General features: G+C 61.3%; 17 protein-coding genes. 11 read left to right on the forward strand and 6 right to left on the reverse strand.

What is annotated here, in order from left to right; translation table 11 throughout:
• Positions 1-107: 107 nt before the first annotated feature.
• The gene (locus HNQ50_RS11600) at positions 108-914 is read right to left on the reverse strand and encodes a class I SAM-dependent methyltransferase (RefSeq protein WP_184100837.1); all 807 of its coding nucleotides are present in this window, start codon (positions 912-914) and stop codon (positions 108-110) included.
• 16 nt (positions 915-930) lie between these two features.
• Positions 931-1734, reverse strand: coding sequence for an NADPH-dependent oxidoreductase (locus HNQ50_RS11605; protein ID WP_221303140.1), 804 nt, complete (start codon positions 1732-1734; stop codon positions 931-933).
• Between the two features lie 402 nt (positions 1735-2136).
• Here HNQ50_RS11605 and HNQ50_RS11610 point away from each other — a divergent pair, with 402 nt between their 5' ends.
• From HNQ50_RS11610 to HNQ50_RS11650, 9 genes are all read left to right on the forward strand, one after another.
• A complete protein-coding gene (locus HNQ50_RS11610; RefSeq protein ID WP_184100841.1) occupies positions 2137-3630 on the forward strand; it encodes a putative porin in 1494 nt (497 codons plus the stop codon).
• Positions 3631-3673: 43 nt separating this feature from the next.
• Positions 3674-4738 (forward strand): ABC transporter substrate-binding protein, encoded by a 1065-nt coding sequence (locus HNQ50_RS11615; RefSeq protein ID WP_184100843.1) that lies wholly within the window; start codon positions 3674-3676, stop codon positions 4736-4738.
• Between the two features lie 62 nt (positions 4739-4800).
• Positions 4801-5643, forward strand: a complete 843-nt coding sequence (locus tag HNQ50_RS11620) for an ABC transporter permease (RefSeq protein WP_184100845.1) — start codon at positions 4801-4803, stop codon at positions 5641-5643.
• A gap of 10 nt (positions 5644-5653) precedes the next feature.
• Complete coding sequence (locus tag HNQ50_RS11625; protein ID WP_184100847.1) at positions 5654-6436, forward strand: ABC transporter permease; 783 nt, start codon at positions 5654-5656, stop codon at positions 6434-6436.
• A 36-nt stretch (positions 6437-6472) separates the two neighbouring features.
• On the forward strand, positions 6473-7558 hold the full coding sequence (locus HNQ50_RS11630) for an ABC transporter substrate-binding protein (protein ID WP_184100849.1): 1086 nt from the start codon (positions 6473-6475) through the stop codon (positions 7556-7558).
• A gap of 17 nt (positions 7559-7575) precedes the next feature.
• Positions 7576-8421 (forward strand): ABC transporter permease, encoded by an 846-nt coding sequence (locus HNQ50_RS11635; RefSeq protein ID WP_184100851.1) that lies wholly within the window; start codon positions 7576-7578, stop codon positions 8419-8421.
• 11 nt (positions 8422-8432) lie between these two features.
• Complete coding sequence (locus HNQ50_RS11640) at positions 8433-9218, forward strand: ABC transporter permease (RefSeq protein ID WP_184100853.1); 786 nt, start codon at positions 8433-8435, stop codon at positions 9216-9218.
• Positions 9219-9252: 34 nt separating this feature from the next.
• Positions 9253-10077, forward strand: a complete 825-nt coding sequence (locus tag HNQ50_RS11645; RefSeq protein WP_184100855.1) for an ABC transporter ATP-binding protein — start codon at positions 9253-9255, stop codon at positions 10075-10077.
• A gap of 1479 nt (positions 10078-11556) precedes the next feature.
• Positions 11557-12669 carry a sigma-54 interaction domain-containing protein gene (locus tag HNQ50_RS11650; protein WP_184100857.1) on the forward strand — a complete coding sequence of 371 codons (1113 nt, stop codon included), beginning with the start codon at positions 11557-11559 and terminating at the stop codon, positions 12667-12669.
• Between the two features lie 63 nt (positions 12670-12732).
• Here HNQ50_RS11650 and HNQ50_RS11655 read toward each other — a convergent pair whose 3' ends face one another.
• From HNQ50_RS11655 to HNQ50_RS11665, 3 genes are all read right to left on the reverse strand, one after another.
• Positions 12733-14082, reverse strand: coding sequence for an LLM class flavin-dependent oxidoreductase (locus HNQ50_RS11655; protein WP_184100860.1), 1350 nt, complete (start codon positions 14080-14082; stop codon positions 12733-12735).
• Positions 14083-14100: 18 nt separating this feature from the next.
• Complete coding sequence (locus HNQ50_RS11660; RefSeq protein ID WP_184100862.1) at positions 14101-15030, reverse strand: TauD/TfdA dioxygenase family protein; 930 nt, start codon at positions 15028-15030, stop codon at positions 14101-14103.
• An 861-nt stretch (positions 15031-15891) separates the two neighbouring features.
• Positions 15892-16464 (reverse strand): flavodoxin family protein, encoded by a 573-nt coding sequence (locus tag HNQ50_RS11665; protein ID WP_184100864.1) that lies wholly within the window; start codon positions 16462-16464, stop codon positions 15892-15894.
• A 173-nt stretch (positions 16465-16637) separates the two neighbouring features.
• Between HNQ50_RS11665 and HNQ50_RS11670 the strand changes: the two genes are divergently transcribed.
• Positions 16638-17024 (forward strand): tautomerase family protein, encoded by a 387-nt coding sequence (locus HNQ50_RS11670; RefSeq protein WP_184100866.1) that lies wholly within the window; start codon positions 16638-16640, stop codon positions 17022-17024.
• Here HNQ50_RS11670 and HNQ50_RS11675 read toward each other — a convergent pair.
• Positions 17019-17924: a LysR family transcriptional regulator gene (locus tag HNQ50_RS11675; protein WP_184100868.1), complete on the reverse strand. Its 906-nt coding sequence runs from the start codon at positions 17922-17924 to the stop codon at positions 17019-17021. The two genes, HNQ50_RS11670 and HNQ50_RS11675, sit on opposite strands and share 6 nt — an antisense overlap.
• Positions 17925-18040: 116 nt before the next feature.
• On the opposite strand from HNQ50_RS11675, the gene HNQ50_RS11680 reads away from it, so the two are divergent.
• Entirely contained in the window at positions 18041-19462 is a 1422-nt protein-coding gene (locus HNQ50_RS11680; RefSeq protein ID WP_184100870.1) for an aldehyde dehydrogenase family protein, read from the forward strand.
• The last annotated feature ends 99 nt before the right edge of the window (positions 19463-19561 follow it).

A 19561-nucleotide genomic window follows, 5' to 3' on the forward strand; every position in this document is an offset into this window, starting at 1 on the left:
GCTAACAACCTCGCAACAATATGAACCAGGCCCGCCACCCCGGATTCCCGGCCTACAGCCTCCATCCGGGCTACGAAGCTACGCTCCGAATCCACCCTGCATCCCCGTCAGATCCGCGCTTTACTCCCCACCGCAAACAACAAATTGCGATACAGCAACAACGTCCCGTCTGCCTGCCGATATTGCGCCAGCGCAGCGTGAATATCGGTCAGCAACTGGCTGCGCACTGCCGGCAAAAACTCGTTCAGAAAGTTGCCAAACGAGCTGGCGGCAGAAAAATCCAGCACGGCCTGGGTATTGGGAAAACGGTCGGCAAAGCGGCGAATACGGATTTCATCCACCAGAAAACCCGCGTGTTCCAATTGCGTTGCCAGTTCGGCCAGGCTCACTTTGTACGGCGTGCTGCCAATGGCGTGGCCGCGTCCCAGGCCGGTTTGCCCAAGAATCTGGCTGATGATGCGCTGAATGTCGTGCGGCCGTTCCCGCGCCGCGCTGCTGATGGCAATGCGCCCGCCAGGCTTGAGCACGCGGAACGCCTCGGCCAGCACGCGCGCCTTGTCGGGTAGCCAGTGATACACGCTGTTGAGCACCACCGCATCAAACTGACCATCTTGATAACGGCCCAGGTCTTCGCCCTGCCCCACTTCGGCAGTGTGGTTGGCAGAGGCGCGCTGCCGGGCAATGTCTACCCGCAGTGCCAGCGGCTCCAGGCCGGTCACGTGGCCTTGGGGGCCGACATAATGCCGGGCGGCCAGTTCGCTCAGGCGGCCGGTGCCGGCGCCAATATCCAGCAAGGTGTCACCGGGTTTGAGCGCCAGCGCTTGCAGCAGAAACTGGCCGTGTTCGTATTGCGGATCGCTGATCTCATCGTACTGTTGCGCCAGTTCCGGCGTATCCAGGGTCAGGCTGGTCATGCGGTTCTCCTTGTGTTCAGACGAGGCCAAAACCCAGGGTTTTGGCGGCCTCAGCGAGGCGGTCGCGGCCATTGAGGGCGGCAGCATCTTTTACGCGGGCCAGCACGTGTTGCGACCACGGCACGGGCGGCAGGCCCTGACTGGCATAGAACGCTTTGAGGATTTCGTCATAGCTGGCAATCCCGGCGGCCTCCGCTGCGCTTTCGTACTGTTCGTGATGCAGCACCACGCTTTGCGGCAGGCGTGGCTTGACCGCGGCCGGTCGGGCCGGGTCAGGCGTCCCCACCACCAGGCCAAACACCGGGAACACCTGGGCGGGCAGATTCAGTTCGGCCGACACGGCTTCAGGCTGGTTGCGGATAGCGCCAATGTAGACGGTGCCCAGTCCCAGCGACTCGGCGGCGGCCACCACGTTTTGCGCTGCCAGCGCGGCGTCGATCGCCGCCAGCAAAAAGGACTCCAGATACTGCAAGCCGCCCACGGCTTGTTGCTGGCGTTCTGCCGTGCGTTCGAGGCGGGATAAATCCGCCAGGAAGACCAGCAATAACGGTGCTTCCTTGATATGCGCCTGATTGGCGGCCAGCGCGGCCAGCCGTTGCTTGCGCGCCGGGTCACGCACGGCCACCACACTCCAGGCTTGCAGGTTTGAAGAGGTTGCGGCCGACTGGGCCGCCCCCACCAGCACGCTCAAGGTTTCCTCGGTCACCGCAGCGGGCAAAAAAGCCCGCACAGAGCGGTGGGACAACAGTGTTTGCAACGTGGCATTCAGGGGTTCGGTGGCGGTCTGTGCGCTGCCATAGCGCGCTTGAATCAGGCTCATGAATACTCCAGCGGGTAAGGGTCGGTCCTTCTCAGCAATGACCATTCCAGCCCGCCAGGGCGCCCATTGCGCCTTTCGCCCAGCGGATTTGCCGCCGTGCTGTGGGGAAGGCTGCACCGATCGCCACAAACTGTTTGATTCGCCACATCCCCGATGGCTGGGTCAGCACCGACTGTGCGTCTTATTCCATATTTTTCTAACAAATCCACTCTGGCACGAACTCTGCTTATAAGGCTTCCACCCGCCCGAGCGGTGCCTATCCGGAGAAGGCCATGCAGTTATTGATCGCCCACTGTAGTCCGCTGTTTGCCTGGTGTGATCGCCAGCCAGGCCAGCCGCACACAACACCAACATTACGCGGCCAGCACCGCCGCACTGACTTGATCAAGGGATACGCTGAGCATGCAATTATCAAAAAAACACCGGAAAAAACTGGTGGTGGGCGCCAGCTTGCTGGCCCTGGCCGGCACCAGCCACGCCGCCGCACCCAGCACTGAAGAGCTGGAAAAAAAGATCGAGGCGCTACAAGCCGCAGTAGACAGTCTCAAGCAGCAGTTGCAAGCGCAAAAAACCGCCACGGCACCGACGCCCGCGCCCGCTGTCGTCGCCACAGCACCGGCGGCCAGTGCCGAGGGGGATGTCGATCCGGCCAGCCAGACCGCCACCCGCCAGGATATTGATGGCCTGCGTGCTGACCTGGAAAACTACAAGTATCAGCAGCAACACGATCACGACACCGCGCAAGCGCTCACGCTGCGTAACACCAATATCAACGGCACCATCCAGACCCGCTATGCCGTGGACACCCCGGCCGTGAGCGGTGGTGCGGCATCCCCATCCAGCCCGCGCAATTCCGGTTTCAGTATTCCACTGGCGCTGGTGTCGTTCTCCGGCAGTCTGTACAAGGATTACAAAGAAGGCCGCAATCTGGATTACCGCTTGCAACTGGGTTATGCCCAAAGCAGCCCGCCTTCGGCCAATGCGTATTTCAATGTGCAGGATGCTTATCTGCGCTACAGCCCCGTTCCCAGCGGTGGCGATCTGGAAAACCCCATTTTCAACCTGACCCTGGGTCAGCAATTGCTGCCATTCGGGCTGGAAATCCAGACGGATGAATCCTTGCGTCCGGTCATTAACAACGCCCAGTTCCTCAACGGCACGGGTCTGGGTTTCCGCCAGATCGGGCTCGTCGCCCGTGGCGATTTCTCGCCCAACGTCGATTACTCGTCCAATTACCGCGCGCCGTTGTTTGAGTACGCCATCGGCGTGGTGAACGGCAGCGGCCCCAACGTGCAGGACAACAATAACAACAAGGGTTTCGTGGCCCGCGCCACCTACACCCTGCCGGTGGATTACACCAGCTGGCTGCGCGAGTTGAAGATTGGCGCCTCTTATTACCAGGGTGGTCTGAGCCTGTTGAACGGCACGACCGCCGTTAACCCATTGGGATACGACCACTTCTACGGCGTGGACGTGTACTACAACCACTTCCCGTTTGGCGCGACGTATGAATATGTGCAGGCCCGCAACAAAGACGCCATCAGCGGCGTGGGCACGCCGGGCGTGAAGGGCACCAGCCAGACGCTGACTGCGTTCTATACGTGGGGCGAGCAGTTCCTCAACAGCTCCAAGAGTCAGGCCAAGTATGACGATTACTGGCCCAAGTCTTACCAGGCCTTTGCCCGCTGGGATCAGTGGAACCCGAACGTCGATCTGTCTGCTGCCAAGAGCGCCAAATCAACCATCGCCACGGTGGGGCTGAATGTGTTCTTTGCCCAGACCACCAAGTTCCAGCTCAACTTGAACCGCTACCTGTACGAGAACGCGGCCGTCGCCAACCCGGCGACCAAGTCCGATATCTCCGAGCTGTTGGCGCAGTTCCAGTTCGGCTTCTAAGCGCCCGCCGGATAACAAAAAACCGCAAACCACAGGACACATCATGAAACAGCATTTCTTGCGTACCCTGGCCACTTTTGCCCTGGCCGCACTGACCCTGGCCACACCGGCGCATGCCGAAGACAAACCCACCGTGATCCGCATTGCCTACCCGGGCGCCGGCACTGGCGGGCGCCCGTTGGGAGATACCAACTTTATTGCTTCGGCCAACTATCTGTCGGCGCTGGAAAAAGAGTTCAAGGCCGATGGCATCAAGGTGCAGTGGACGTTCTTCCCCGGCGCCGGCCCGGCCGTGAATGAACAGGCCGCCAATGGTCTGGTGGACTTCGCCTTTCATGGCGACTTGCCGCTGATTGTGGGCCGTTCTACCGGTATTTCTCATCACATCATCCTGGGCGTGAGCCGCTTTGGCCCGACCTACGTGGTGGCCCCGGTGGATAGCCAGGCCAAAAACATCCAGGACCTGAAGGGCAAGACGCTCTCCACCTTCAAGGGTACGGCCAACCAGCTGGTGCTGGATCGTGTACTGGAAGCCAATGGCCTGACTGAAAAAGACTTCACCATCCTGACCCAGAACGCCGACAACCAGAAGGCGTCGCTGGCGACCAAAACCATTGATGGCACGATTATTTCGCCATGGGATCTGGAAGCACGCGGTATTGCCAAGCGTGTACTGACCATTCCGCGTGATCCCAAAATCTCTTCAGTCAGCACCTTCTGGGTGAGTACGGACTTTGAGAAAAAGTATCCGCAGATCGTGCAGCGCGTCGTGAACGCCCTGGTGAAAACCGCGCAGTGGAGTGCGGATGAAGCTAACCGCGACAAGTTGTTCCACCAATGGGCGCAGTCTGGCAATACCGGCTATGGCGACTTTGTGAAGAACTATCAGAACTATCAGCTCAAGGAAATCAACAACCCGCTGCTGGATGACTACTACCGCGCCACGCTGCAAAAATCGGTGAACGAAGCCAAGCGTTACAAGCTGATCCGCCACGACGTCAGCCTGGATGGCTGGATTGAGCCCAAATACCTGGAAACAGCGCTCAAAGAACAGCATCTTGAGCACTACTGGGACGAATACGACGCCAACGGCAATATCAAGAAATAGAAACAACCAGTACCTGGCCCGCCACCGGGTTCTGGTGGCGGGCGTTGACCGGAGTTGCGTTCATGTCTGCTGATAGTTCTACCGCCGTTATCCTGCCGGCGCCTGCCGCCGCAACGCCGCGTACTGCGCCGCTGGCCGGCGTGCTGGTCAAAACCGGTCACGTGCTGGTCGGCGCCATTGTGCCGTTGCTGCTGCTGGCCTTATGGCAGCACGCCGCCAGCGCGCACTGGCTGCCGGTGCAATTGTTGCCCTCGCCTGCGCTGGTGTATGCCTCGTTCATTGACCTGTGGCAAAGCGGCGATCTGACCAGCAACCTTGCCATCAGCCTCAAGCGCGTGGGCTGGAGTTTGTTGCTGGGCGGGGGCGCCGGACTGGTGCTGGGCGTACTGTTCGGTTTTTCCCGCCGCGCCCGTGCTTATCTGTACCCGACGTTCGAGGTGGTGGCGCAGTTTCCGGTGATTGGCTGGATTCCGCTGTTGATCATCTTTGTCGGCATTGGCGAGCCCCTCAAGGTGCTGGCGATCTCGCTAGCCGTGATCGTGCCGGTGACGGTGCAAACCACCAAAGGCATCGCCCAGGTGCCGCGCCCCTTGCTGGATGTCGCCCGCGTTTACCGTTTCAGCCTCGCACAAACCATCACCCGCGTGGTACTGCCCAGCGCCCTGCCTACCCTCTTCAATGGCTTGCGCCAGGCCGTCATGCAAGCGTGGCTGGCCCTGGTGTTTGTGGAGTTGCTGGCCGCCGGGGAAGGCGTGGGTTATCTGATGGTTTGGGGGCGGCAGTTGCTGCAACTGGATCTGGTGGTGGTCGCCATGATCCTGATCGGCCTGGTTGGGGTGGTGTTGGACCGGCTACTGGCCGTGCTTGAGCACCGGCTGCAACGCTGGCGTCGTAACGCATTTTAAGGAGAACGCCATGTCTGCTTCCCATTCCCGTCGGCAACACGACTGGCGCGGTGTTGTCGCCCCGCTGTTGTTTGTAGCGCTGTGGCAAGTGGCCGCCAGCGCTGGCTGGGTGAATACCAAATTGATCGTCAGTCCGCTGGCCGTGTTGCAAGCCGGTTGGCAAGAAATCACCGCCAACGGCTTTGCTCATGCCCTGGCTGCCAGCCTGGCCCGTGATTTGGCCGGCTTTGTGCTGGGCAGCCTGGCCGGCATTGCGTTTGGCGTTTTGCTGGGTTTGTCCCGCTGGGCCGATCGTTTGTTGGGCCCCACCTTTCATACGCTGCGGCAGATCAGCCTGTTTGCGTGGATTCCGCTGATCTCCATCTGGCTGGGTTACACCGACCAGGCGCGCGTGCTGTTCATCGCCGTGGCCGCGTTTTACCCGGTGGTGCTGTCCACGCATGAGGGCATTCGCAGCGTCAACAAGGCGCAGTTTGAAGTCGCCCAGGTCTATGGCTTTAGCCGCTGGCAACGGCTGGTGCGGCTGGTGTTGCCGGCGGCTTCACCGCAAATCCTCACGGGTCTGAATCTGGCGCTGATTTACGCCTGGCTGGCGACCATTGGCGCGGAATTCCTGCTGCCCAGCTTTGATGCCACTGGCGTTGGCGCCACCGTCATTCGCGGTCGGGCGGCGTTCCGCGTCGATGTGATCATCGTCGGCATGCTGGTGATTGGCCTGACGGGCTACGCGCTCAACCGCCTGGCGCAGCGGCTGGAAGACCGGTTGCTGATCTGGCGCGGCCCCGCCCATTAACTGACTCATCCCCTTACCTATTCTGAGGACTTGCCCATGTTCAGCCTGAAAACCCTGCGCGGCCCGCTGGCACGCCTCGCTCTGGCGCTGACTGCGTTCAGCGTGACCGTCGGCGCGTATGCCGAAACCCCTCCCACCGTGATCCGCGTGGGCGTCGCTACGCCCAAAACCGGCAACCCGCCGGCGTTTACCGTCGGCCCGGTCGGTGTGGCCTACACCCGGGGCTTGATTGAAGAAGAATTCAAAAAAGACAACGTGAAGATCGACTGGGTGTTTTTTCGCGGTGCGGGCCCGGCGGTGAACGAGGCACTTACCAACAAGCAGCTTGATTTTGCCTTCCAGGGAGATTTGCCTTCACTGGTAGGCAAGGCTGGCGGGCTCAATACCCGCCTGATTGCGCTGGCTGGCACCCGCCAGCACGTGTATCTGGCCGTACCACCGGATTCGCCGATCAAAAGCGTGAAAGACCTCAAAGGCAAACGCGTCGGGTTCTCGATCGGCACCAATATCCAGACGCCCATCAACCGCATTCTGGCCGCCAATGGCCTGACCGAGCGCGATATCCGCGTGGTGAATCTGTCCGTAGAAGGCATTGCCCCCGCGCTGACCAGCAAGTCGATTGATGCGGTGTTTTCCTGGGTGCAGATCTTGCCGCTCAAAGACAAGGGCCTGGCGCGCATTGTGTTCAGCGACCATGAAAACGCCGCTTATGCATGCAACTCCGGCGTGCTGGTGACGGACGAGTTTGCCAGAAAATATCCGCAAACCACCACGCGCCTCCTGAAAGCCCTGCTGCCGGCCAACCGCTGGCTGGCTGATCCGGCCAATACCAACGCCTATATCAGCCTTGTCGCGCAAATGGGCTTCCCGGAAAAAACCCTGCATGAAGATCAGGATGGCGAAGACGCACTGTTGCAATCGAGCCCCTTGCTGACGGACTACGCCCTCAGCCTGTATCAGGGCGTGGCCGATGATGCGTTCCGCCTGAAACTGGCCCGCACGCGGGTGGACGTCAAACAGTGGGCAGATCGCTCGTTCCTGACCGCCGCGCTGCAACAGGCGCAGTTGACGGGCTTCTGGCCGACGCTGGACAACAACGGTCGCAAGCTGGCGGCCAAATGAGACTGCAGGGAGAGCCCATGCTGACCCAACAACCCTTGCTGCCGCTGCCGACCGCGCCAGAACCCGTCGCAGCACGGCCCGCCCGGCGCTGGCAGTGGCGCTGGCCGGTTGGCGAACGCGTGCTGATTGCGCTGGTTTTTCCGCTGGGTTTGCTGCTGCTGTGGGCGTTGGCCGCCCGTAATGAGTGGGTGGCGCCGCAAATTCTGCCCAGCCCGGCCACCGTACTGGCCGCGCTGTCAGAACTGGCGCAAAGCGGCGATCTGACCCGCAATGCGCTGGTGAGCTTCTGGCGGGTGATTGATGGCTTTGCGCTGGGCGCAGTGCTGGGTTTGCTGCTGGGCATCGGCTTCGGGCTCTCCAGTTTGTTCCGGGATTACGTCTACCCGCTGTTCAAGGCCATTGCCCAGGTGCCAGTGCTGGGCTGGCTGCCGTTTCTGATCTTGCTGCTGGGCATGGAAGAAGCGCTGAAAGTGGTGCTGGTGGCCAAAGCGGTCATGGTGCCGGTCGCCATCAACACCGATCAGGGCATTCGCAGCGTGCCGGCGCAGTACCTGGAAGTGGCGCGCATTTATGGCTTTAGCCGCTGGCAATTGCTGACCCGCGTGATCCTGCCCGGCGCGCTGCCCGGCATCTGGAACGGCGTCCGCTACGGCCTCACCAATGCCTGGCTGGCTCTGGTGGCGGTGGAACTCTTGGCCTCCAGCGAAGGCCTGGGCTTTTTGATTGTCTATGGGCGCCAGTTGTACCAACTGGACGTGGTGCTGGCGGCCGTGGTCATCATTGGCGGCGTGGGCTTTGTGCTGGACAAACTGTTATCGCTCATCGAACAGCGCCTGCTGCGCTGGCGTCGTGACGCATTTTAAGGAGGATCACCATGACGACGCCGCCCCGTTATCTGCACCCCGCCGCCATCCCGCCGGCCCTGCGTGGCTGGGTCTTGCCCGTACTGATTGTGTTTTTGTGGTGGGCCGGCTACGCCAGCGGCCGTATCACCAGCCCTTTGTTTGTCTCCCCCGGCAAGGTGGTCGATTCCGCCCTGGAATTGATCCGCACCGGCACGCTGTGGCAGCAACTGGGCGCCAGCCTGGCGCGGGATCTGGCCGGTTTTGCCGCCGGCGCGCTGGCCGGGCTAACGCTGGGCGTCTTGCTGGGGTTATCCCGGCTGGCCGAGAACATCTTCAACCCGACGCTGAACGCCTTCAAACAGGTGTCGATCTTTGCGTGGGTGCCGCTGATCTCGCTGTGGTTTGGTCTGGGTGATCTGGCCAAGGTGGCCTTTATTGGCCTGGCTGCCTTCTGGCCGGCCTTCATCAACACCCTCTCTGGCGTGCGCGGCGTACCCAAAGAACTGGTGGAAGTCGCCCGCGTGCTGGGTTTTGGCCGCCTGCAACTGGTGCGCCGCGTGATCCTGCCTGCCGCCTTGCCCGCCATTTTCAGCGGTATTTACCTGGCACTGATCTACGCCTGGCTGGCCACCCTGGGTTCGGAATACCTGCTGACCGCTGGCGTGGGCATTGGCAATCTGCTCACCGACGGCCAGGAACAGTTCCGCATGGACAACGTGTTGCTGGGCGTGATCCTCGTCGGCCTGATTGGTTTTGGCTTTACCGCACTGGCTGGCGGCCTTGAGCGCTACCTCACGCGCTGGCAACGCCGCTGACCGGCTCTACCCAACATTCAAAAAGGAAACAACCATGGCACATGCAGCCACTCTGGATATCCGTAATCTGGGCAAGCTTTACCCGGTTTCTGGCGAACCCAAACCGGTACTGGAAAACATCTCGCTCTCCATCAAACCGGGTGAATTTGTCAGCATTGTCGGCGCCAGCGGTTGCGGTAAATCCACGCTGCTGCGGCTGATCATCGGTCTGGAGCAAGACTATCAGGGCGAAATTGTGCTGGATGGTCAGCGCATTATCGGCACCAGCCTGAACCGCGGCATTGTGTTCCAGGAGCACCGTTTGTTCCCGTGGCTGACCGTGGAACAGAACGTGGGCCTGGGTTTGCTCAACAGCGATCAAAGCCCCGCCCAACGCAAGAAAGCCATCCAGGAACACATTGATCTGGTGGGCCTGAAAGGGTTTGAAACCGCTTACCCGTACCAGCTTTCTGGTGGCATGGGCCAGCGCGTCGCCATCGCCCGCGCGCTGGTCAACCGGCCGGAAGTCTTGCTGCTGGACGAGCCCTTTGGCGCGCTGGACGCCCTGACCCGCAATTACCTGCAGCAAGAACTGCAACGTATCTGGGAACAAGAAGGCATCACCATGATTCTGGTGACGCATGACGTTGAAGAGGCGGTGTATCTGGGCGACCGCATTGTGGTGATGCAACCACGCCCTGGCCGCATCAAGCGCATTGTCGATGTCCCGCTGGCCCGCCCACGTGATCGGGGCAGTTACGAATTTGCGGCAATCAAGGAGGATGTGTTGCAGGAGTTTGGCGACGGGAAGCTGGCAGCGGATTTGAGCGTGCGGCGGCCAGACCCGGTGAGCGCGGGGGAGTGGCATTTTGCCTGGTGACAGGACGTTTTGAGGGTTGTGCGAGCCCCGCTGTTGACGGGGTTTTGGTCTGTGGGTTGCCTCGGGTGGTCTTTGCTGGCAGAGGCCACTTCGTAGCCCGGATGGAGCCGGAGGCGGGAATCCGGGGTGGCGGGCCTGGTTCAGGTTGGTGCTTTGCGGGGCGTAGGGTGGATTTGGAGCGGTAGCGACAATCCACCGTGGTTGCCCTTGAATGCGTTGTTAGCGCCTGACGGCGCGGGTCTTTTAAAAGCATTTGATACCCGGGGTGCCGGGCCCACGTCCCTTTCTTTGCTTCGCCACCTCGGCGGCCCCAAAGAAAGGAACCAAAGAAAGGCGACCCCAGCCGGGCGGCCCTCCGGGCTTCCCTCAGTCGGTCGGGAGCCTTAGGTCTCCCTCCCTCCTTCGGCGCTTGGCTTTGACGAGGGAGGAAAGTCAAAAGCAACTTCAACACCAACGGCAAAAGCAACGACAACGGCAACGGCAACGACAACGGCAACGGCAACGGCAACGGCAAAAACAACGGCAAAGGCAATGGCCACAGCCACAGCCACAGCCACAGCCACAGCCAAAATTCAACGCGCACCCCACTGACTCGTCATTCCGGCCTTGAGCCGGAATCCAGTTCTAAATACTTGCGCCGCAGGCGCTGATACCGGTTTGTAGTCGTGAGGTGAATCCGGAGCGTGCTCGTACCCCACAGTGACACTTGCTTACCAGATGGAAGTTGCAGCGGGGTAGCGACCATAAGCAGCCCGTTGGGCTGCGGACTGGATTCCCGCCTTCGCGGGAATGACGAAGTGGTGGGCTTGGTGAACCGTTCTTGCGAGCAGACGGTTTGCGGGGTTGGGGGCTTTGGCTTTGGCTTTGGCTTTGGCTTTGGCTTTGGCTCTTGATGTTGCCGTTGCTTTTGACTTGCCTCCCCTCCGGCAGCGCCAAGCATCGCAGTGAGGGCCGGGGTTTCGGCGTAAGGGTGTTTGAGCCCGCAGGGCGAGTTCCTGCCCCTTGGTGGGTACCCCCACAAAGACACAGGCGCACCAGATGGTCGTTGCAGCGGGGCTGGAGCCAGCCGGACTTTGCGAGAAGCGCAGGGAACCCCGAAGGGGCGCTGTCGCAGGGGTCGCCTTTCTTTGGTTACTTTCTTTGGGGCCGCCGAGGTGGCGAAGCAAAGAAAGTAACGTGCTCCGGCCACCGCCGGTATCAAAACCACCGCGCCGTCAGGTGCTAACAACATCACAATGGTGGATTGTCGCTCCGCTCCGAATCCACCCTACGACCTTTCTTCGGGGCCGCCGGTATCAACACACCGCGCCGCCAGGCGCTAACAACCCGGTTCTCGCCAGAGAACGGCCCCCTTGCACAATCAACCATTTTAGGTATAACAACAAATCTACAAATTATTTTTAGTTATTACAAATCCACTATAGAGTCAATCCAGTTCCATGACCCCACCTGGAAAAACCTCACCTGCCAGGAGCTGCCATGCTGTCGAATACCCCGATCTACACCCTGCCCTCAGACCCCGCCAAAGCCGAGCGTGCCAAAGCGGTGGTGTTTTCTGACCCGGCCAGCCGTGCCTTGTTTTCCCGGCTGGAGAAAGTGGCCCCCAGCGAAGCCCCGATCCTGATCATGGGCGAGACCGGCACGGGTAAGGAAATCCTGGCCCGCCGGCTGCATGAAAGCAGCGGACGCAGCGGTCCCTTTGTGGCGGTCAATTGCGGTGCCATCAACGAGACCCTGGCAGAGAGCGAGTTCTTTGGCCACGAAGCCGGCGCGTTTACCGGCGCACTGCGCCAGCGCGAGGGTTACTTTGAAGCGGCACGCGGTGGCACGTTGTTTCTGGATGAAATTGGCGAGTTACCGCTGATTTTGCAAACCCGCTTGCTGCGCGTGCTGCAGGAAAAAGAAGTGGTGCGGGTGGGTGCGCGCAAACCGGTGCCGATTGATGTGCGCGTGGTGGCCGCGACCAACGTGGATTTACAGGCCGCCGTGCAAGCGGGGCAGTTCAGGCGTGATCTGTACTACCGCATCAACCTGATCACTTTGCCGGTGGCCCCGCTACGGGAACGCACCGGGGATATCCTGCCGCTGGCCGAGCACTTTCTGGAACGCTATGCCCTGCGCCAGGGACAGCCCACACCAGAGCTGGGCCCGGATATTCGCCAGGCGCTGCTGCGCCACCCGTGGCCGGGCAATATCCGGGAGCTGGAAAACGTCATGCATGCCGCGCTGTTGCTGGCACATCAAGGCGATATCCGTCCGGAGCACCTGCTGCTGGACCCAGATCTGACTCCGATTTCTCACAGCGTCCCCACGCCAGCGGTGGAAGCCGGCATGGTGGAACCGGACGAACTGATCAACCATGCGCTGACCCGGCTGTTGGCCGAGGCCACGCCAGATCTCTTCTCCCGACTGGAGCGGCAAATTGTACGCACCGCGCTGACCACCCACCGCTTTAACCAGGTGCGCACTGCCCAGGCACTGGGGATTTCCCGCCACGCCTTGCGCACCCTGATGAAACGGCATGGCTGGCTGGATGGCGCTCAGTCTACCCACACCGGCTTGCCACTGGCACATCTGGCCCGCGCAGTCTGACCACGCTCGACCACATCAGAAAAAGGCACTGACCCAGACCGGATCAGTGCCTTTTATTTTGCTTTAAGCCGGCACCGCTTTGGCCGTATGCCGGTTAGCCGGGCGCGCCAGACCCAGGCTTTCCCGCAGGGTGTGGCCCTCGTACTCGGTCCGGAATAGCCCGCGTTTGCGCAGTTCTGGCAGGACCAGTTCGATAAAGTCATCCAGCCCGCCGGGCAACGTCGGCGGCATGACGTTAAAGCCATCGGCCGCACCGTTTTCAAACCACTCCTGCAACTGATCTGCCACTTCCAGCGCCGACCCCACCAGTGTCAGATGGCCGCGTGCACCGGCAATGCGCAAATAGAGTTCGCGGATAGAAAGGTTGTCGCGCCGCGCCAGTTCTACCAGCAAATGCTGGCGACTCTTGCCACCGTTGCTTTCCGGCAGGTCTGGCAACGGGCCATCCAGCGGGTAGGCGGACAAATCGGCCCCGCCCAGCATGCCAGAGAGCAGCGCCAGCCCCACGGTCGGGTGGATCAGGTCTTGCAGCGCCTGGTATTTCTCCAGCGCTTCTTCACGGGTGCGGCCGACCACCGGGAACACGCCCGGCAGGATCTTCAGTTGATCCGGAGTACGGCCATAACGTGCCAGCCGGCCTTTAACGTCACGGTAAAACGCCTGCGCGTCGGCCAGGGTTTGCTGGGCGGTAAAGATCACCTCGGCGGTGCGTGCAGCCAGCTCCTTGCCTGGCTCGGATGAACCGGCCTGGACGATCACCGGGTAGCCCTGCACCGGGCGCGCCACATTCAGTGGCCCGCGCACGGCAAAATGTTTGCCCTGATGATCCAGCCGGTGCACGGCGTCCGGCTTGAAGAAGCGGCCGGATTGTTTGTCGCGCACAAACGCGTCGTCGTCCCAGCTATCCCACAAGCCGGTCACCACATCGATGAATTCTTCGGCGCGGTTGTAGCGATCCGCGTGGGCCAGGTGCGCATCCCGGCTGAAGTTGAACGCCTCGGCGGCGTTGGCGGAGGTCACCAGATTCCAGCCCGCGCGCCCGCCGGACAAATGATCCAGCGAGGCAAACTTGCGGGCCAGGTGATACGGCTCGTTGTAGGTGGTGGTGACGGTGGCGATCAGACCAATGTGCTCCGTCACCGCAGACAGCGCCGAGAGCAGCGTGATCGGCTCAAAATGATCGGCCTGGGCGCTGCGGCTTTGCGCCTCTTGTTCAGCGCCCGCGCCCCAAACGGCGGCACTGTCGGCGAAGAATACCGCGTCAAATTTGGCGCGTTCGGCGGTCTGGGCAATCTGCTTGAAGTGTTCAAACTGAATGCCGCCATCCGCGCGTGCCTGCGGGTGCCGCCAGGCCGCCACGTGGTGGCCGGCCGTCATCAGGAATGCATTGAGTTTCAGTTGGCGTTGGCTCATGGGATTCTCCTTGATGCCTTAGAAAGGGCGGCTGCCAGCCAGGCTCACACGCTTGAGCACGCGGCGTTCTTCCGCCGGGAAGGCGGTGCGCGAATGCAGCGTGGCCTGGTTATCCCAGTACACAATGTCGCCCACTTGCCAGTCGTGTTCGTAGCGGTAGTCCGGGTTTTGCAGGTGGTCGCGCAGGCGGGCAATCAGCGCTTGCGCGTACTCCGGATCAACCCCCGGTACTTCGACCTCAGTATGCGTAGACAGGAACAACACCTTCTTGCCGCTGGAAGGATGCGTGCGCACCAGCGGATGCGGGAACGCCGCGCTGGTGGGGGTCTGATCCGGCAGGCGATACAGCCGGCGCGGCTGGCCATGCGGATGCGTGAACGGGTTGTAGGTGATCAGCTGCAACGGGTCGATCCCGGCGCGGGTCGCTTCGTCCAGGTCTTCATATGCCTGGGCAATGTTGTACCAACTGGTCAACCCGCCCGATGCCGGCACTTCCAGCGCGTAGAGCAAAGAGCCGGCGGAGGGCAACGGTGTCCATTGGTGGTCGATATGCGGGGTGAGTTCGCCACTGCCGGTATAGCCGCCCGCCTGGTTGGACACGGGCACCACGTCTGGCGGCGTGCCATCGGCCTCTGAGGCCAGCACAGGGACATCTTCCGGCGGGCGGAAGACAGAACCAAAGTAGGTGGTGAACGCCAGGAAGCGGTCATCGCTCAGTTGCTGGTTCCGGAAAATCAGAATGTGGTGGTCATCCAACGCCTTTTTCAGGCGCAGTACCAGATCTGACGACAGCGGGCGGTTGGCATCCAGCCCGGTGATGATGGCCCCCAGCGCACCGCCGGTGGGGGTAATGGTGACGTCATCCGGCGTCTGGATGGCCGGGCGGTCCAGCGCCAGCGCGTTGAGCGCGCGCGAGACGGGCGTGGTCAGGGCAAAAGCTGCGGTCATGGCAAATCCTTATCGTTTCTGGTTTTTGTCGAGCATCGATGGATGGTCTGGGGGTGTAACTGCAGAAACCGTGCCAGGCGTGCGGCCTTGATTTGAGGAGGTTTTGCGGGGAAATGGTGGTGTGTGTTGTGTTGCTGGCGGCAGGGGATGCGACAAAATGTGCGGTTTGGGACAGCGGTGAAGCCGCTCCGCTCTCGAGCGAGAACCGGCTTTGTGGCCCGGATGAAGGCCAAAGGCCGGGAATCCGGGGTGGCGATTCAGGATAAATTCAGGATAAGAACCCCGCCCTGACACACATAGCCACCCCGGATTCCCGCCTGCGGCTCCATCCGGGCTACGCGTGCTGACTCGTCATTCCGGCCTTGAGCCGGAATCCAGCCAGGATGCATGCACGCTCTTGAGGGTAAATCCGGAGTGGTGAAGATCATCCACGGCAGGCGGCCCACCGGGCTGCGGACTGGATTCCTGCCTCCGCAGGAATGACGAAGTGGTATGCAAATCCATCATTCTTGCGCACAGACGGTTGCGAGGTTGAAGTTGCTTTTAACGTCCCCACCCTTCGGCGGCGCCGAGCATCGCAGCAAAGTACGGGGGGGCCGCCACGGTGGATTGTCGCTAACGCTTCGAATCCGCCCTACTCGCCAAAAAAAAGCGGCCATCCCTAGCCCCCTCGCCAGGCTCGTAGCCCGGATGAAGGCCAAAGGCCGGGAATCCGGGGTGGCGATTCAGGATAAGGACCCCGCCCGGACACTCAGAGCCCCCCTAAAAACCAAAAACGGCCATCACCAGCCCCCGCCAGCAATGACCGCTCCCTCATCTGCCGCGCCAGACTCTCATCCCGTCTGGCAACGACAAATAGAATTACTTAGCCAGCTTCGCCGCAAACTCCACCACGCGTTTGCCCAGCAAACGTGCGGTTTCCAGATCGCCACTGCGCGGGGCTTCTTCTGGTGAGGCATCTGACGGCGAAATGGCCAGCGCACCGGCAAACCCGGCGGTCCAGTTCACGTCGTTCGGGCCGTGGGCCTTGGTGTTGGCGGGCATCAGGCCGGTACCTACCCACACCTGGCCGTGCTGTTGCGATAGCGTCCAGAAATACGCAATGGTGGAAAACTTGTCGCCATTGGTCGAGGCCGAATTGGTAAAGCCGGCAGCCACCTTGTTCTTCCACGCTTGCATGAACCACGGCTTGGATGAGGCATCGGCAAACTTCTTGAACTGCCAGGCCGGGCCGCCCATATAAGTCGGGCTGCCGTAGATGACCGCGTCCGCGGCACTGATCGCATCGAACGCGCCATCCGGCAGGTTGCCTTCCCCGTCAATGCGGTACAGCGTGGCCTCGGCCCCGGCGGCGACTGCGCCCTGGTGTACCGCCTCGGCCTGTTTGGCAGTGTGGCCGTAGCCGCTGAAATAGACAATCGCAATTTTGCTCATGAGTAACCATCCTTCTGATCAAGGTTGAAGCATCGGCAAGAAAAAACGGCGCGTTTCGGCAGGAACTATAGTCTGCCGTCAGAACAAGGTGAAGCCGCCGATCAGCGTACAAGGATCGCATCCCTGAATGTCCGCTCTATGATGCGGTCATGCCCTTGAGCAGGAGCCGCACCATGCCGCTAGTCCGCATCGACATCCGTAAACACAAAGACCCCACTTTTGCCAAACGCGCCGGTTTGCAAGTGTTTGCCGCCTTGCAGGCGACCATGAATGTGCCGGATCACGATCTTTTCCAGGTCCTGGCCGAGCACGATGCGGAGCATATGATCTATGACCCGCAGTACTTTGGCATCCCTCGTTCGGACGGGATCATCTTCGTTCAGATTACCTTGAACGAAGGCCGCACGGTGGAGCAGAAAAAAGCGCTTTACCAGACGCTGGCGGCCGGGCTGGAGCGGGAACTGCATGTGCGCCAGGAAGACGTGTTTATCAACCTGGTGGAAGTCAAAAAAGAGAACTGGTCGTTTGGCAACGGCCTTGCCCAGTACGCCACGTCATAGCCCGGCCAGCGGGATTTCACTGTTGCGGATGAGGTCGATCAGCGCGCGCAGACCGGCGGAGATATGTTTGCGGCTGGGGTAGTACAAACACAAGCCGGGGAAGGAGGGTGTCCAGTCTTGCAGCACGCGGATCAGCGTGCCGTCGGCCAGGTCTTGCGCCACCGAACCATCGCTCAGGTAGGTCAGCCCCTGGCCTGCGCGGGCGGCAGCCAGCATCAGGGAGGATTCATCCAGCGTGATCTTGCCCTGCACATCGATCACCATGGCTTCACCGTGGCGGAAAAACTCCCAGCGATAGATGCCGCCGCTGGGCAAACGAGAGCGTATGCATTCGTGCCGCAGCAAGTCTCCCGGCGTTTGCGGCGGCGGGTTGCGGGCAAAGTAGTCCGGGCTGCCGACCACCGCAAACGACAACGGCCCGCCCATAGGCACGGCAATCATGTCTTGCGGTACGGTTTCTGCCAGCCGGATACCGGCATCAAACCCCGCTACCACAATATCAATCAGCTTGCCTTCGGTGACGATATCCAGCCGCATGTCCGGGTAACGCCGCAGGAATTCCAGAAACAACGGCATCGCCCCGCGCGCCGCGCCGGTAGAGGTATTGATCCGTAAAGTGCCAGAGGGCGTATCCCGGTAATTACCGGCAGTATCAATGGCGCTGCGGATCAGGGTCAGCGCCGGCGCAATCTGGTCGGCAAACTGGCTGCCTGCCTCGGTCAGGGCCACGCTGCGGGTAGTGCGGTTGAACAGGCGCACCCCAAGACGGGCTTCTAACACAGCCACGGTGTGACTCAGGGCAGAGGTCGATACGCCAAGCTCTGTCGCCGCCGCGCGGAAGCTTTTCAGGCGGGCAACGGCAAGGACGGCTTCCAGTTCATTCAGGCCAGAGGTTTGCATTGTCCTGATTTCCTCAACAAGACATCAAAGATTGTACGGCTAGTTTATGCAATCGGGCGAGCCTATCTTCTCTGCATGGACGCCATACACGGCGCGCATTACTCAGGAGAAACAACATGCAACGCATCAATCAGATTTTCATCGACGGCGCTTTGGTTACCCCGCACGGCACCGAGCTGTTTGACCTGTACAACCCGGCCAAAGCCGAAGTGATTGGCCAGGTGCAACTGGCTGACGCCACCGATGCCGAACGCGCCATTGCTGCCGCCAAACGCGCCTTCCCGGCCTTTAGCCGCAGCAGCAAGGAAAGCCGCATTGCCCTGTTGCGCCGCATGGCTGCCCAGGTCCGCGCCCGCGTCGAAGACCTGACCGAGGCCCTCGTCACCGAATACGGCGCGCCGGTTTCCCGCGCCGGCTGGATGGCCCATCACGCTGTCAACGTCCTCGAAGATGCCGCCAACGTGCTGGAAAACTACAGCTTTACCTACCGTGCCGGCACGGCCGACGTGATCATGACACCGCTGGGCGTAGCCGGCCTGATCACGCCATGGAACAGCAACGCCGGTTTTATCTGCGGCAAGCTGGCCGCCGCCCTGGCCGCCGGGTGCACCGCCGTCGTCAAACCCAGCGAAATGAGCGCCATGCAGACGCAGATTGTCATGGAAGCGCTCAACGCCGCGGATATCCCGCCCGGAGTGGTGAACATTGTGACCGGCCGGGGCGAAGTAGTGGGCGCGGTCCTCAGCAGTCATCCGGACATCGCCAAAGTGTCGTTCACCGGGTCGAGCGCGGTGGGCAAAGGCATCCTGAAAGCCGGGGCGGAGACCTTCAAGCGCATCACGCTGGAGCTGGGCGGCAAATCTCCCGCGGTGGTGCTGGACGATGCCGATCTGAACGTCGCCGTTGATCAAGCGCTGCAAGCCGGTTTCACCAACAGCGGCCAGGCCTGCATTGCCGGCACGCGCATTCTGGTGCCGGAACATATGGCCGCCAACTTCGCCGCCCGCGTGAAAACCGCCGTGGCGGGCATCCAGTCTGGTGACCCACACGACCCGCAAACGCAGATCGGCCCGATGGTGAGCCAGAAGCAATGGGAACGCGTACAGCGCTATATCCGTCTGGGTCAGGAGGAAGGCGCAACCCTGCTGGCGGGTGGTGAAGGCCGTCCTGACGGCACCGGCAATGGCTGGTTTGTCCGGCCCACGGTGTTTGCCGACGTGCATAACGACATGACCATTGCCCGCGAAGAAATCTTTGGGCCGGTGCTCTCGATCATCACCTACCAGACCGAGGAAGACGCGATCCGCATTGCCAATGACACCCTGTATGGCTTGCAGGCATATGTGTTGTCGTCTGACCTGGCACGTGCGCAGCGCGTAGCCAGCCAACTGGAAGCCGGCCGGGTGGCAATCAACGGCGCACCGCATGAACCGGCGGCACCGTTTGGCGGGTTCAAGCAGTCCGGCATTGGCCGGGAATACGGCAAGAACGGGATGGAAGCGTTTCTGGAACCGAAGGCGGTGCTGGTACCGCGTTGAGCGAAGATCCGGGACCTGGTCCCGGGTCTTTGCTTTGTTTTACCAGGGCGGTTTGACAGCTGGCATCGCAAAGCTGTTTGCAAGGGCCGCCCTTGGCGG

Source organism: Silvimonas terrae, from assembly GCF_014202765.1.
Taxonomy (GTDB): Bacteria; Pseudomonadota; Gammaproteobacteria; order Burkholderiales; family Chitinibacteraceae; genus Silvimonas; species Silvimonas terrae.

Excerpts from the sequence above, each read along its gene's own strand:
- HNQ50_RS11605 (WP_221303140.1), bottom strand. The coding sequence starts at position 1,734 with ATGAGCCTGATTCAAGCGCGCTATGGCAGCGCACAGACCGCCACCGAA.
- HNQ50_RS11610 (WP_184100841.1), top strand. The coding sequence starts at position 2,137 with ATGCAATTATCAAAAAAACACCGGAAAAAACTGGTGGTGGGCGCCAGC.
- HNQ50_RS11655 (WP_184100860.1), bottom strand. The coding sequence starts at position 14,082 with ATGAGCCAACGCCAACTGAAACTCAATGCATTCCTGATGACGGCCGGC.
- HNQ50_RS11675 (WP_184100868.1), bottom strand. The coding sequence starts at position 17,924 with ATGCAAACCTCTGGCCTGAATGAACTGGAAGCCGTCCTTGCCGTTGCC.
- HNQ50_RS11670 (WP_184100866.1), top strand. The coding sequence starts at position 16,638 with ATGCCGCTAGTCCGCATCGACATCCGTAAACACAAAGACCCCACTTTT.
- HNQ50_RS11630 (WP_184100849.1), top strand. The coding sequence starts at position 6,473 with ATGTTCAGCCTGAAAACCCTGCGCGGCCCGCTGGCACGCCTCGCTCTG.
- HNQ50_RS11680 (WP_184100870.1), top strand. The coding sequence starts at position 18,041 with ATGCAACGCATCAATCAGATTTTCATCGACGGCGCTTTGGTTACCCCG.
- HNQ50_RS11665 (WP_184100864.1), bottom strand. The coding sequence starts at position 16,464 with ATGAGCAAAATTGCGATTGTCTATTTCAGCGGCTACGGCCACACTGCC.
- HNQ50_RS11640 (WP_184100853.1), top strand. The coding sequence starts at position 8,433 with ATGACGACGCCGCCCCGTTATCTGCACCCCGCCGCCATCCCGCCGGCC.
- HNQ50_RS11620 (WP_184100845.1), top strand. The coding sequence starts at position 4,801 with ATGTCTGCTGATAGTTCTACCGCCGTTATCCTGCCGGCGCCTGCCGCC.
- HNQ50_RS11660 (WP_184100862.1), bottom strand. The coding sequence starts at position 15,030 with ATGACCGCAGCTTTTGCCCTGACCACGCCCGTCTCGCGCGCGCTCAAC.
- HNQ50_RS11650 (WP_184100857.1), top strand. The coding sequence starts at position 11,557 with ATGCTGTCGAATACCCCGATCTACACCCTGCCCTCAGACCCCGCCAAA.
- HNQ50_RS11615 (WP_184100843.1), top strand. The coding sequence starts at position 3,674 with ATGAAACAGCATTTCTTGCGTACCCTGGCCACTTTTGCCCTGGCCGCA.
- HNQ50_RS11645 (WP_184100855.1), top strand. The coding sequence starts at position 9,253 with ATGGCACATGCAGCCACTCTGGATATCCGTAATCTGGGCAAGCTTTAC.
- HNQ50_RS11635 (WP_184100851.1), top strand. The coding sequence starts at position 7,576 with ATGCTGACCCAACAACCCTTGCTGCCGCTGCCGACCGCGCCAGAACCC.
- HNQ50_RS11600 (WP_184100837.1), bottom strand. The coding sequence starts at position 914 with ATGACCAGCCTGACCCTGGATACGCCGGAACTGGCGCAACAGTACGAT.
- HNQ50_RS11625 (WP_184100847.1), top strand. The coding sequence starts at position 5,654 with ATGTCTGCTTCCCATTCCCGTCGGCAACACGACTGGCGCGGTGTTGTC.